Origin of the sequence: uncultured Chitinophaga sp. (genome assembly GCF_937874145.1) — a bacterium.
GTDB lineage: Bacteria > Bacteroidota > Bacteroidia > Chitinophagales > Chitinophagaceae > Chitinophaga.
Map to the genome: position 1 here is coordinate 1 of NZ_CALNBI010000078.1, position 13,457 is coordinate 13,457.

The following is a 13,457-nucleotide window of genomic DNA, read 5'->3' on the forward strand; positions in this document are numbered from 1 at the left end:
ATGCCGTGGCCGACCAGAACCTGCTGCAGGTGCTGGAACTGCTGCACCGTCTCTACTGCCCCAAGGACTGACCCATGACCATCGACTGGAATGCCTTCAATCCCGTAAAACCCCTCCAGCCCGGTATCCACGAATTCCAATCCTACGACCTCGCCGAAATCGCGAAGTACATCGACTGGCAATTCTTCTTCATCGCCTGGGAACTGCACGGCAAATTCCCCGCTATCCTGTCCGACGAAGTAGTGGGCAAGGAAGCTACGCATCTCTACAACGATGCGCAGGCGATGCTGAAAAAGATCATCGAAGAAAAATGGCTGACGGCGCGTGCCGTGATCGGTTTCTTCCCCGCCAATTCCAACGGCGCAGATACCGTAACGGTTACCGCTCCCGACGGTGCACAAGTGCCGCTGGAGTTCCTCCGCCAGCAAATCAAGAAAGCGCCCGGCCAACCGAATATGTGCCTGTCCGATTTCATTGCTCCGGCGGAAAGCGGGAAGCAGGACTGGATCGGCGCTTTTGCGGTAACCGCCGGCGAAGGCATCGAAAAATGGTTGGATAAGTTTAAGAAGGAACACGACGACTATTCTTCGATCATGCTCAAAGCGCTGGCCGACCGCCTCGCCGAAGCGTTCACCGAATTGCTGCACGAAAGGGTGCGGAAGGAATTCTGGGGTTATGCCGCAAACGAGCACCTGACCAACGACCAGCTGATCGCCGAGGAATTCCTCGGTATCCGCCCCGCGCCGGGCTATCCCGCCTGTCCGGAGCACACGGAGAAATACAAGCTGTTCGATCTGCTGAGCGCCACCGCGTCCACCGGCATCACCCTTACCGAATCGCTGGCCATGTATCCGGCGGCGAGCGTGAGCGGCTGGTATATGGCTAACCCGGAAGGCAAATATTTCGGCCTGGGCAAAATTGACCACGACCAATTACAGGATTACGCCACCCGTAAGGGTTGGGACCTCGAAACAGCCGAAAAATGGCTGCGCCCGAGCCTCGATTAGGCGTCGCCGTAACCGATATGCGAAAGCGCAGTTCTCCGGAGCTGCGCTTTTTTAATGTTTCATATCAGTGTCCTGCGCTTCGCGGAGGTCGGCGGCGTCGATGGTGGTCATCATACGGTCGCCGCGGAAGAAGCGGATATTTTTCACCGAGTCCGATTTGGGGATGGCGCCGAGCCAGGCCATGGACTTGGTATAAGTCGTTTTAGGCGTATCTACTTTGATCGCGAAATGCAGGTCCATATTGCCGTCCAGCACGTAGGAGCGCGACAGCTCGATGGTTTGCGTGAGGTCGCTGGGCCGGAGCACTACGGCCGCGAGCAGGTTATGGCTGAAATCGATGGTGTCGATGGTATTGTTCATCGTTTTGGCCATCCCAAAGGTTTTGCGCATTTCTTCCGGGTTGTGGATGATCCAGCAGGCCACGCTGTCGGTGAGCTTGACGGAGTTGTTGACGAAATATCCGCTGAGGGGCCGGATCACCACGTCTTTTTGCATGACAACTTCTGCCGGAGGCGCACCGGTCGTGTCTTTGGAATTCGAATGCTCGTCGGACTGCGAAGTATTGGGGCCACAGGCGGCGAGAAACAGCAGTAAGACCGCTATGGGTAAGTGTTTCATGGGATGATTGTTTTGATGTTCTGATGAAAGGATACTGCAAACACAGTACCGGGAAACCGGTTTCTATAACAATTTCATGACAGAGGAGGTTGATAAAAAGGGAAATCACGCAGGAAATTGCGTAGAATTACGCTTGCCTATACCCTCTGGAGGGTATTACCTTTGTGCTATGCAATTAGATCGCATTTAGCCCCAAAAAAGCAGTTCAGAAAGTTTAAGGTACACCTGTTAAGTTAACCCCAGTTACAGTTTTAGGGCCGCCGGTAAGGGCGGCCCTTTTTATTTGCAAAGATGATTGAGCGGATTATTTCACGTCTACCCACATGCCGTTGTCGCGGATGAGGTTGATGAGCTCGGTAACGGCTACGTCGCTGCTGAGGCCGCGTTTCACGACTTCTTTTCCGCGGTAGAGCGTAATTTTTCCTACGCCGCTGCCTACATAGCCGAAATCGGCGTCGGCCATTTCCCCCGGACCGTTTACGATGCACCCCATAATGGCGATTTTCACGCCTTTGAGGTGATTGGTTACCGCGCGGATGCGTGCGGTGGTTTCCTGGAGGTCGAACAGGGTGCGGCCGCAGGAGGGGCAGGAAATATATTCGGTTTTGGAGATGCGGGAACGGGTGGCCTGGAGGATGCCGAATGCCACGTTGTTGATCGTTGCGGGGGAAGAAGATTGCCCTTCGGCGGTAAGCCACAGGCCATCGCCGAAGCCGTCGAGCAGGAGGGCGCCGGTTTCGGTGGCGAAGTGGATGAGGTCCTGGTCGGCGTTTTGGTCGTTACTGTTGCATTGAAGGATCACGGGATGGGGGAACTTTTGCTCCATGATCGCGATAAGTATCCGCCGCACCGATGCCATGGCATGTGCGTTGCCACTGGCGATCACCGGAACGATATTTCCTTTCAGCTCGGCCAGTTTTTCCAATACGCCGCTGCCAAGCGCGGCTGCATCCACTTGTACGAAATTCATGACGTCGCTCGTGCCGGAAAAGCTGTTGATATCGCGGAAATACGGATGGTATTTGGATTTATCATCCGCCAGTTGCCAGCTTTCGGCATCCACGATCACTTGCAAAGTGCCCGGCAATGCGAAGCCCAGGATTTGCTTCCCGGTGTAAATATAATCGGCTGCCGCGTCGCTGATATTCCACTTGTCGGTGGCTTCGTCGTAATGGTAACCGATTCCCTGGAGGTCGGCGGGAGTAATCGCGGGAAGATGACGGAGGTCCGCCACTACCACGGGCACCTGTTTGCCGCCGATGTTACCGATGGCGTCTGTAGTGCGTTTGGTGAACTGGAACGGCGAATACGGTAATTTCTGCGGATCGCCTACCGGCGCGATGGGCGCGTGGCCCGCGCGTTGCGTATAGCGGCGCACGAGGTCGCGGCACACGGGCAGCTCGAACTCGGGATCTTCGGTCAGCGAAACCCGGATCGTATCGCCGATGCCGTCTTCCAGCAAGGTACCGATACCCGCGGCCGATTTGATGCGGCCGTCTTCCCCGTCGCCGGCTTCGGTTACACCGAGATGGAGCGGGTAGCAATGGCCGAGCTCCTGTTGCATGGTGCTCACCAGCAGGCGGTAAGCCTGAACCATCACCTGCGGGTTGCTGGCTTTCATGCTCAGCACGATATTGCGGTATTGAAGGTCTTCCGCGATGCGGAGGAATTCCATGGCGCTCTCCACCATGCCCATCGGGGTATCGCCGTAGCGGCTCATAATGCGGTCGCTGAGGGAACCGTGGTTGGTGCCGATGCGCATGGCCGTGCCGTGGTCTTTACAAATATTCACCAGCGGCGTGAAACGCTCGCGGATGCGGTCGATTTCTTCCAGGTATTCCGCGTCGGTATATTCGAGCAGCTCGAATTTTTTCTTGTCGATGTAGTTGCCGGGGTTGATGCGCACCTTCTCCACGATGCGCGCCGCCACTTCCGCCGCGTTGGGCGTAAAGTGGATGTCGGCCACCAGCGGCGTGGTGTACCCGCGTTTCCGCAACTCGTTTTTGATGGGCAGGAGGTTCTGCGCTTCCTTAATGCTGGGAGCCGTGATCCGCACCAGTTCCGCACCCGCTTCGATGCACCGGATCGATTGCTCCACGGTGCCCATGGTGTCCATGGTATCCGTGGTCGTCATCGTTTGAATCCGGATCGGGTGGTTGTTTCCGATAGTAAGGTCGCCCACTTTCACTTCTAAAGTGGCCAGTCTTTCGTATGTCGTCAGTGATGGGCAATATAATTGCATGAATGCTGTTCGGTTCTTTTAGTTCGTTGATATTGAATCAAATATTCAATCTGTGTTGCTGAAAAAGCACAGAATAAGACGCCGTCTTACGCTATCCTTTTTTCAAAATTAGCAAATTATTCACCGTTCGGTGCTTCTACATATTTTGTTATTTTATATGAACGGTAAACTTCCCGCCCGATAATTTGACTAGTTTTAGCAAATCATGCAGAGCGCCATGTTTGTAACCGACAAGGCCCGTACCGCCATATAACCTGACAATCAATAACCTGTCAATCGATTTGAACAAGATAGTGGATACCATACCCTACCAGCAGATCCCGCTAAACGGTCAGTTCAGCGTATTCGAAATGGAGAATTTCCAGACCGAATATGCGGGCATTCCGCACCGGCATCACGTGTTCCAGATTCTCTGGTTCACCAAAGCCGCCGGCGATCATGTGGTGGACTTCGTGACGTACGAGCTGGGCGACAATACCCTTTTCCTTCTCCGGCCCGGGCAGGTCCACCAGTTGCCGAAATCCGGATTTTACGGTTTTAGCATCACCTTTACTGAACAGTTTTATTGGGAGAATAAACACGAACGTCAAACCTTATACGATTTTACCACCCTTTTCGACGATTCGCAGGAGTATGCACCGGTCCGCATCGGCGGCGAGGCCGCCGTATCGATGCAGAAAATCATTTCCCTTATGCAGGCGGAGCTACGGCACGAGGGTAGCAACAGCAGCGTGATCAAACATTACCTGAACGCGTTTTTATTGCTGTCTGAAAGGGAAAAGAAGCAGAACCCGGTGAACAGTCCGGATGCGCATAACCACGACGCGCGCATTATCCAGCTGCGCCGGCTGGTGGAGAAGAACTTCCGCCAGGAGCACCAGGCAGCCTTTTATGCCGCACATTTCTCGTTGACGGCCAAGCGGTTAAACGAAATCGCAAAAGAAGCCATCAATAAAACGGTGACCGACATGGTGCACGACCGCCTCGTCCTGGAAGCCAAGCGGCAATTGGCGTTCAGCAACCGGAATGTGAAGGAAATCTGCTACGAGATCGGTTTTGAAGACCCGGCGTATTTCAGCCGTTTTTTCCGGCATCACACCGGTATTTCGCCCCACGAATTCCGCGAAACGGTGTTCAAATAGTACAATGAAATTGTCTTTTTGTCCAAACTCCGGGGAGAATTACAGCGTTATTTTTACACTTGTATAAACGGAAACCATGCTTAATAACGCGTTTCAGGCGCGTTTTTTTACATTTGGAAAGGAAAGTAAGCAAAAAGCCGTCCCACGACCGGGGCGGTTTTTTATTTCCCGATGGAGAACCCGCGGCCCAGCACTTCATGCACTTCATGGATGACCGTAAACGCTTCGGCATCCACTTCCGCAACCACTCTTTTCAGTTCCATCAGTTCCTGTTTGTTGATGATCACGTACAGCACTTCTTTGGGATCTTTCGTATAAGCGCCGTGCCCGTGCAGCACCGTGGCGCCGCGGTTCATGTTGCGTGTGATTTTTTCCGCGATGATGGCCGAGAAGGGGGAGATGATGGTGACGGCCCGCTTGGTGTTGAAGCCTTCCACGATATAATCCACCATTCTCGCGCCGATGTATACGGCGATGAAGGTGTACATCGTGCGCTCGATCCCGATCATGAAAATGCCGGCGGAAATGACTACCACGTCAAACACGAGGATCGCGTTGCCGAGGCTCCAGCCGAAGTATTTGTTCAGCACGCGTGCTACGATCGATGCGCCGCCGGTAGTGCCGCCGGAAAGGAATACGAGCCCCAGGCCGATGCCTACGAGCAAGCCCGCGAAGATGGCCGCCAGCAGCGGGTCATGCGTGGGCGGTTCGCGGTTGGCTTCCGTCAGGTAAAGGAAAAAGGAGCAAAAGATGATGGAAAGCAGGGTGTAAATAACGGTCCGCCGGTTAAGCAGGCGCCAGCCGGCAATCATGAGCACGGCGTTGATCGCGAGGTTCACGGCGCCGGCCGACCATCCGAAAAGATAATGCGTCAATATGGAAATACCGATCACCCCGCCCTCGGAGAGCTGGCTGGGGATGGCGAGAAAGTTAATGCCGATGGCGAAAATGAATGACCCGAGAATAATCAGGAAAATGTTCCTGGCGTGCAGTTTCATGCCGCAAAGGTACGGGAAGGCCGGAAATTACCAGTCCTTTTCCACGCTCACGGGTGTGCCCTTGGTCTTCTTCATTTTATCTTCCTGCAGCTTTTTCTCCTGCTGGGCCAATGCCTGGAGGAGGCGTTTGGCTTCTTCCTGGGTGAGCTTGCTGGGCTTGGGTTTAGGTTGCTGGTTTTGTTCTTTCTGGTCTTTTTGATCCTGCTGGTCCTTTTGGTCCTGCTGGTCTTTCTGATCTTTCTGGTCCTGCTTGTCTTTGTTCTGCTGGTCCTGTTTATCTTTCTGTTTGTCTTTGTCTTTCTGTTCTTTGTTATCCTTTCCGTCGCCGGATTGTTGCTGTTGTTTCTTCAGCATTTCCTGTGCGTAGGCGAGGTTGTAGCGCGCCTGTTCGTCGGCCGGGTTAGCTTTGAGGGCTTTTTTATAGGCGGCGATGCTTTCTTCCCACTTTTTGTCTTCCATGAAAGTGTTGCCGATATTATAATTGGCATCGGCGGCATTTTCTTTCCTGGAGGGCGTTTTGAGGGCGTTGGCGTATTGCTGGCGCGCGGCTTCGTAGCGTTTTTGCTCGTAGAGGGAATTGCCGAGGTTGAAGTTGCCTTCAACGGAGCGGGCATTGCGTTCCAGGGCTTTTTTGTAGCTGGCTTCCGCGTCGGCGTATTGTTGCTTTTTATATTGGGCGTTGCCTTCGCGGAGATATTTGGACGTGCCTTGCTGAGCGGCCGCCGGGAGGGCGAGCGCCACGAGCGATGCGATGATCGTTACGGTATGGAGGAAGTGGTGTTTCATGCGGCCTCCGCTTTTTGGATCCCGGGCAATATGCCGGCTTTCTTGCGGGAAGTTCCTTCGGGAATGAAGAATTCCAGCACGATGAGCACCAGGCAAATGCCAAGGAAGTATTGGAAATAACTATTGTAATCGGTGAAAACGTTTTCTCCGAACTCTTTCTGTTCCATCTTGTCGATGCGGTCGGCGAGGGCTTCCACTACTTCATCGGTGTTATTGAGCAGCTGGAGGTACATGCCTTTACCGGTGGACGCGAGTTTCTTCAGCCCGTCTTCATTGAGTTTGGATATAACGGTTTTACCTTCGTTGTCTTTTTTAACGCCGCCGGATTCCAGGTCGGGGAGAGGGGAGCCGGTGGGTGAGCCGATGCCTACGGTGTAGATGACCACGCCGTTTTCCAGGGCTTTTTTGGCTTCGGTTACAGCGCCTTCCTGGTGGTCTTCGCCGTCGGAAATGATGATGAGCGCCTTATGTTTGCGTTCCTTTTTGTTGAAGGCCTCGTCGCTCACGCGGATCGCTTCGCCGATCTCGGTACCCTGGCGGGGGATGAGGTCAGGCGTGATGCTGCCCAGGTACATGCGGGCGGCGGAATAATCGACCGTCAGCGGCATCTGGAGATAAGCGTTCCCTGCAAAAACCACCATGCCTATGCGGTCGTTATCCATCTTTTCCATGAGCCTGGTGACGAGCTGCTTGGCGCGCGTAAGCCGGTCGGGCTTGGCGTCGTTGGCGAGCATGCTCTTGCTCACGTCCAGCGCGATTATTACATCCACGCCTTTCCGGGTGATCTTTTCGACGCGGCTGCCTTTCTGGAGATTGGCCAGCCCGATCACGCCGAAGAAGAACGCGAGGAAAATGAGGATGAATTTCACGGTAAAGAGCCTGCGGGAATACCCGCTGAACAGTTTTTCCACCATTCCGGGGTCGCCGATGCGGCGGATAGACCTGCGCTTCCACACGGTTACCCAGGTGAAAGCGAGCGCCAGCACGATGAGCAACGTGAAGGCCCACAAGTATTCTGTATGTTGGAATCTAAGCATGTTGTAAAACGCCACTTCCCGGGCAAAGGCCGGGAAGTGATTCAAAAATAATTTTTTTATAACGTATTACAAGGGCAGGAGGAAAGGTTTTATCAGTTTTTTAACAGCCTATTTCTCCCCTTTGTAAAAACCTTCGCTGCTAAGGATGGCGCGCGTCACCTCCAGGCCCAGTGCGTTCATGTCCGCCGAAGGGTTTTCCGTCTCGAAATTGAGGACGAAAAAGGAGGGATGGCGGTTTTCTTCGATCCAGCCGGTTACCCAGCCGATCTGCTTGCTGCCCATGCGGCCGTGGCCGGACTTCCGGGCAAAAATGAATTTATCCGTTTTTTCCATGACCATCAGCCCCGCAGTCAGTTCCTGAGCGCGGCGCTGGTAGGGAAGCTGGTTGAAATAGAGCTGTTTGATGAAGCCGAGCACTTCGTCCGGGCTGATTTGCAGGGAGTTATCGAGCCAGAAGGTATCGATGCGGCTGATTTTCTTGTTCCCGAAGCCAACGGTATCCATCCAGTGCTGGAGCGTATCTTTCCCGATGGTCCGGGTAATGTCCTGGAATGCAATGGCTGAACCGTTGCGGAATGCCTGGTTGAAGGGCCCGGCCGCCGTGATAATATTGGTATCGCTGATGGCGCCCGTCTGCAGGCCGGTGATGGAAAGGAAAATCTCGAAAACGCCCGCCGGCACGAAGCGCTCTTTGGCGCGTTCGATATTATATACGCGGAAGGTGCCCTGTCCATTGTCGAACAGCATAAAACTCCCTTCCAGCTTATGTTTCGCGAAGTGTTGCTGCCACTCTTTCGCATCTTTCACGTTGTTGGGAGTGCAGGCGCCGAGCCCCAGGGCTGCGGCGATCAGTAACAGACCGAATCGTTTCATCAGGCGGTAAATTTTTAATCAGTAAATGCAAAAGTAAGGCTTCAAAAGTAAAAGCCGGGATGATGCATATCAGGTTTTCGGAGGAAAAGGCATGAAAAAGGCGGCCGGAGCCGCCTTCGAGGGTGATATGTATTTCTATGGTTATACCTTTTCCACTGATTTTAATACGCCCAGCTCTTTGCCGATCTTGGTGAAAGCGGCGATCGCCTTGTCGAGGTGCGCCTGCGTATGCGCCGCGCTCAGCTGCACGCGGATGCGCGCCTGGCCTTTGGGCACCACGGGATAGAAGAACCCGATCACGTAAATGCCTTCCTTCAGCAGCCTGTCCGCGAATTCCTGGCTCAGCTTGGCGTCGTACAGCATCACGGGAACGATGGGGTGGTCGCCCGGCTTGATGTCGAACCCGGCGGCGGTCATCTTCTCGCGGAAGTATTTGGTGTTGAATTCCAGCTGGTCGCGCAGCTCGGTGGTTTCGCTCAGCATGTCGAGCACGGCGATGGACGCGCCCACGATGCTGGGAGCCACGGAGTTGGAGAACAGGTACGGACGGCTGCGCTGGCGCAGGATGTCGATCACGGCTTTCGGGCCGCTGGTGAAACCGCCGGAAGCGCCGCCGAGGGCTTTGCCGAGGGTGCCGGTGATGATGTCGACGCGGCCCATTACCCCGCGGTATTCGTGGGTGCCGCGGCCGGTTTTGCCGAGGAAGCCGCTGGAGTGGGATTCGTCGCTCATGACGATGGCGTCGTATTTATCCGCCAGGTCGCAAATTTTATCGAGCTGCGCGATGGTGCCGTCCATGGAGAACGACCCGTCGGTCACGATAATACGGCTGCGGGCGCCCTGGGCTTCCTGGAGTTTGGCTTCCAGGTCGGCCATGTTGTTATGTTCGTAACGGAAGCGCTGTGCTTTGCAGAGGCGCACGCCGTCGATGATGGAAGCGTGGTTGAGGGCGTCGGAGATGATCGCGTCCTGCTCGCCGAAGAGGGGTTCGAAAACGCCGCCGTTGGCGTCGAAGGCGGCTACATAAAGGATAGTGTCTTCCGTGCCGAGGAATTTGGAAATCTTCTCTTCCAGTTCCCGGTGGATGTCCTGGGTGCCGCAAATGAATCGAACGCTGCTCATGCCGTAGCCATGGGTGTCGATAGCTTCCCGGGCGGCGGCGATCACTTTGGGGTGAGACGAAAGCCCGAGGTAGTTGTTCGCGCAGAGATTGATGACGGTATTACCGCCCACGGTGATCTCGGCGCCCTGCTCGGAGGTGATGATCCTTTCCCGCTTGTACAAGCCGGCGTTTTCGATCTCATCCAGTTCGAGTTGTAAACGTTTTACGAAGTTCTGATTCATGTTGCACCTTTTTTATAGCTCTTATCTAACCAACAAAGTTAGGGCAATAAATGTATTGAGGATCGGGCAGGTAGAAGGGGGGAAGCGGCCGAAAGTTAAAAAGTTTGACGGAGGTGTAACATTTAAATCACGGTTTGCGTCATATAATTATCACAGACGGTTGGATTATGACGAGACGAACTGTTTGCGGGTGCTTGCGGCGGGATTTCTGACGTTTTTTTACCTTTTTGGGCATTTTGTGCCAGGTAGAAGGACGTCGATCGGGTCTGAAAGGCATGTGCATTCCTGAGAATTGTCATAGCGCTGAGCCCGCCGGGGGCTGAAATCCGGTAAGAGGCACTATTCAACAATTTGTCGGAACTTTGCACGCTAAAGAACCTATCGCCGGATGACGGAAAAGGAGTACAACAAATGCGTCGACCTGTACAGCGATAATCTCTTCCGGTTCATCGTGAAGAACCTGGGCCATCCGGAAGATGCCCGGGACGTTGTTCAGAACGCATTCGAAATATTATGGAAACACGTTAGTGATGTGCCTTTTGATAAGGCCAAGAGCTACCTATTCACGGTGGCTTACCATAATATGATCGACCACGTCCGCAAGGTGAAACGGGTGACGCTGGTGGAGGAGTTCCGGGAAGAAACGAAAATTTCGGATCAGAAGATACATAACGCGCGGAGTATCATTGAGAAAGCCCTCGACCGGCTGAGCGACGTCCAACGATCGCTCATCGTGCTGAAGGATTATGAAGGATACAGTTACGAAGAAATAGGTGAGATCATGAAGCTGAACGCCTCGCAGGTGAAAGTTTATCTCCACCGGGCCAGGGCGCACCTCAAGGAATATCTCGTGAAAATGGAAAATGTGATTTAGTTAAGGTATTCAAAATCAGAAATTTATGTCAATCGACATTCACATATCAAACTACGAGGAGTATCTCTACAGCTATGTAGACGGAGAGCTCAGCCCCGAAGAAGCCGCCGCCCTGGAGGCTTTCGTGGCCGCACACCCGCAGGTGCGCGCCGAGCTCGACCAGTTGCTGGCGGTCAAACTGACCCCGGACACTCCCGTATTCGATAATAAAGCCTCCCTTTACAGGCAGGCTGCTGCTCCCGAAAGGAATTACGAAACCGTACTGCTCGAATACCTCGACGGTGAGCTCGCCCCCGCGGAAGCACGCGCGCTGGAAACTTTCATGGAAGAGCATCCAGCCCTGCGCGCCGAAATGGCCGTCTGGGAAAAGACCCGCCTGCAGCCCGACCTGTCGGTGACCTTCGGCGACAAATCCACCCTTTACCGCCATGCCGAAAAGCAGCGCGTGGTACGGATGGACCGCCGCCTCTGGTGGGCCGCCGCCGCCATGCTCGCCGGTTCCCTGTTCCTGCTGCGCAATTCCTTCCGGTCCGGAGATTCCGCGGTAATCACCCCGCCCGTGGCCGTAGTCGGCCAGCCAGCCGCGCCTGCGGTAACCCCTCCGGCCGAAACCCCGCTGCCTTCCGCCGCCCCGGCAACGGAAAATAATACGGCCGTGCTGGCAGACGCCAAACCGCAACCGCGCGCCGCTGCCGCTAAACCGGCACCCCCCCCCGCGGCGCAGGCCCCCCCGAAAGAAGCCTCCGCCCCGGAAACCCGCGCGGAGGAAACACCGGCCACTTCCGGCGCCCTCCTGGCGCTGAATGCAATCGACCGGCAGTCGCCCCGGGAAGATGCGCCCGCCGTTAACGCCGGCATCTCCGGAACACCTGCCGGCATCCGCCAGCAACCCGCGCCCGCCGTCAAAACGTCCATCGACATGCAACATACCGCATCACTCGCCACCGCCGCTCCCGAGCCGCCGGGCGAACTGATCATGTCGGTAACAGGTAATGGGATCGAAAGTAAGGTGCTCGACAAAGTGACGAACGTGGCCCGCATTTTTGCCAAAAAAAGAAATAAATAAACATCCAGCTAACCGGTAAAACGGGATAGAAATATGAAATGTAAAATTTTACTCAGTTGCTTACTGGTATTCGTTTCCGCCGCCGCTTTCGCTCAAAAGCCGGCCGCGATCGACACCATTCAGATCAAGGGACTGGTGATCGTCAAAGGCAGGAACGCCGACGGGAAAAACGTGTTCAGGGCTTACCAGGACACCTCCTACGCCCGCCAGAAACTCAGGAAAAACCTCCATACCCGCTGGCTCGTATTCGACCTGGGCTTCAATAATTACCGCGACAAGAGCGATTACAGCGGCGCGATGATCATGTCGCTGCACCCCGCCAATTCCTCCGGCTGGTACATGGATTCGAAGGCGGCCGCTTTCAGTTTCGGCAAAAGCTACGATTACTCCGGCGCGGCGCTGAACAGCTTCGCGCCCCGCATGGCCAGCCAGCCGCTGTCGCCTTCCGAATTCAAGCTCATCCCCGGGAAGTCGGTGAACTTCAACCTGTGGATCCTCATGCAGCGCCTCAATTTGTATAAACATAAACTCAACCTCGTTTACGCCGCAGGCCTGGAAATGAATAACTACCGGTTTGCCAGGAACATCAGCTATGTACCGGGTTACCCGACCACCATCATCCGCGATTCGGTGAACTTTTCGAAGAATAAGTTGTTTGTACAATACCTGTCCGTCCCATTGATGCTGAATTATACATCCAATCCCGCCCGGCCCAACCGCTCTTTTAAATTTAGTGCGGGCGTAATGGGCGGATATTTGTTAAAGGCACGGACCAAACAGGTGAGCGAAGAGAGAGGTAAAGTACGGTTGACAGACGAGTTCAGCCTGAACAAATGGCGGTTCGCGCTGACCGGAGAAATAGGTTACGGACCCATCAAACTATATAGCAATTTCGCCCTGACCCCACTTCATGATTATGGGCTGGAGCAGTATCCATTTTCCGTTGGTTTTAGGTTTAACGGATTCTAATTTGTACTTTAGATCCGATTTTCTAGATCACGGAAACTTGGCTTCGTCTGGTAGATGGCAAAGCGGCCCGGCGAATGATATATATCCTATAAACCGAGTTAAAACTCCCAAAAAGTAGAGAAGTATGCGTTCTATCCTGATGTTTCTTGCGGTGGTTGGAGGTATTGTGACCATGCACGCGAGTAATCTGAAATTACCTGATACACCTGAATCTCCTGTTCAGGGCGAAAAATCCCCCGTTGCCATACCTGGAAGTGCGAAAGCGCTGCCGGCCCCCGAAGCTTCTGAAGCGGTGGTATATATGCCTGATAGCGTATTCCATGTATACCGGGACCACAACCTCTTCGTGACAGATCATTATCACGTTCTGTACGTGAAAACCGACACGGTATTCCTTACCACGCAAAGCCCTGCAAACCATCGCAAAGTGATGGCTACAAACGTTTTATTCCAGTAATCATTTCCAAACGATTCATTTTATACCATCCGCTTGGGCAGCGC

At 54.2% G+C, this 13,457-nt stretch carries 13 protein-coding genes; 6 read left to right on the plus strand and 7 right to left on the minus strand.

Going from position 1 to position 13,457, the window contains the following annotated elements:
* Positions 1-74 precede the first annotated feature (74 nt).
* On the plus strand, positions 75-1,007 hold the full coding sequence (locus Q0510_RS03585) for a vitamin B12 dependent-methionine synthase activation domain-containing protein (protein WP_298708336.1): 933 nt from the start codon (positions 75-77) through the stop codon (positions 1,005-1,007).
* Positions 1,008-1,058: 51 nt separating this feature from the next.
* Here the strand turns inward: Q0510_RS03585 and Q0510_RS03590 are convergent, their stop codons facing one another.
* Both Q0510_RS03590 and ispG read right to left on the minus strand, forming a co-directional pair.
* Entirely contained in the window at positions 1,059-1,625 is a 567-nt protein-coding gene (locus tag Q0510_RS03590) for a hypothetical protein (RefSeq protein ID WP_298708338.1), read from the minus strand.
* Between the two features lie 304 nt (positions 1,626-1,929).
* Positions 1,930-3,867 carry a (E)-4-hydroxy-3-methylbut-2-enyl-diphosphate synthase gene (gene ispG / locus Q0510_RS03595; protein ID WP_298708340.1) on the minus strand — a complete coding sequence of 646 codons (1,938 nt, stop codon included), beginning with the start codon at positions 3,865-3,867 and terminating at the stop codon, positions 1,930-1,932.
* Positions 3,868-4,148: 281 nt separating this feature from the next.
* Here ispG and Q0510_RS03600 point away from each other — a divergent pair, with 281 nt between their 5' ends.
* On the plus strand, positions 4,149-5,009 hold the full coding sequence (locus Q0510_RS03600) for a helix-turn-helix domain-containing protein (RefSeq protein WP_298708342.1): 861 nt from the start codon (positions 4,149-4,151) through the stop codon (positions 5,007-5,009).
* Positions 5,010-5,170: 161 nt separating this feature from the next.
* Here the strand turns inward: Q0510_RS03600 and Q0510_RS03605 are convergent, their stop codons facing one another.
* From Q0510_RS03605 to kbl, 5 genes are all read right to left on the minus strand, one after another.
* Positions 5,171-6,007, minus strand: a complete 837-nt coding sequence (locus tag Q0510_RS03605; protein ID WP_298708344.1) for a YitT family protein — start codon at positions 6,005-6,007, stop codon at positions 5,171-5,173.
* Between the two features lie 27 nt (positions 6,008-6,034).
* On the minus strand, positions 6,035-6,793 hold the full coding sequence (locus Q0510_RS03610) for a tetratricopeptide repeat protein (protein ID WP_298708346.1): 759 nt from the start codon (positions 6,791-6,793) through the stop codon (positions 6,035-6,037).
* Complete coding sequence (locus Q0510_RS03615) at positions 6,790-7,830, minus strand: VWA domain-containing protein (protein ID WP_298708348.1); 1,041 nt, start codon at positions 7,828-7,830, stop codon at positions 6,790-6,792. The genes Q0510_RS03610 and Q0510_RS03615 overlap by 4 nt, the downstream gene beginning before the upstream one ends.
* Positions 7,831-7,938: 108 nt before the next feature.
* Positions 7,939-8,703 (minus strand): penicillin-binding transpeptidase domain-containing protein, encoded by a 765-nt coding sequence (locus tag Q0510_RS03620; protein ID WP_298708350.1) that lies wholly within the window; start codon positions 8,701-8,703, stop codon positions 7,939-7,941.
* Between the two features lie 141 nt (positions 8,704-8,844).
* The gene (gene kbl / locus Q0510_RS03625) at positions 8,845-10,047 is read right to left on the minus strand and encodes a glycine C-acetyltransferase (RefSeq protein ID WP_298708352.1); all 1,203 of its coding nucleotides are present in this window, start codon (positions 10,045-10,047) and stop codon (positions 8,845-8,847) included.
* A 388-nt stretch (positions 10,048-10,435) separates the two neighbouring features.
* Here kbl and Q0510_RS03630 point away from each other — a divergent pair, with 388 nt between their 5' ends.
* The 4 genes from Q0510_RS03630 to Q0510_RS03645 all read left to right on the plus strand — a co-directional run bounded on the left by Q0510_RS03630 (position 10,436) and on the right by Q0510_RS03645 (position 13,413).
* Positions 10,436-10,921 (plus strand): RNA polymerase sigma factor, encoded by a 486-nt coding sequence (locus Q0510_RS03630; protein WP_298708354.1) that lies wholly within the window; start codon positions 10,436-10,438, stop codon positions 10,919-10,921.
* Positions 10,922-10,946: 25 nt separating this feature from the next.
* Positions 10,947-11,987, plus strand: a complete 1,041-nt coding sequence (locus Q0510_RS03635) for an anti-sigma factor (protein WP_298708356.1) — start codon at positions 10,947-10,949, stop codon at positions 11,985-11,987.
* Between the two features lie 33 nt (positions 11,988-12,020).
* Positions 12,021-12,956, plus strand: a complete 936-nt coding sequence (locus Q0510_RS03640; RefSeq protein ID WP_298708358.1) for an outer membrane beta-barrel protein — start codon at positions 12,021-12,023, stop codon at positions 12,954-12,956.
* 124 nt (positions 12,957-13,080) lie between these two features.
* Positions 13,081-13,413 carry a hypothetical protein gene (locus Q0510_RS03645; RefSeq protein ID WP_298708360.1) on the plus strand — a complete coding sequence of 111 codons (333 nt, stop codon included), beginning with the start codon at positions 13,081-13,083 and terminating at the stop codon, positions 13,411-13,413.
* The last annotated feature ends 44 nt before the right edge of the window (positions 13,414-13,457 follow it).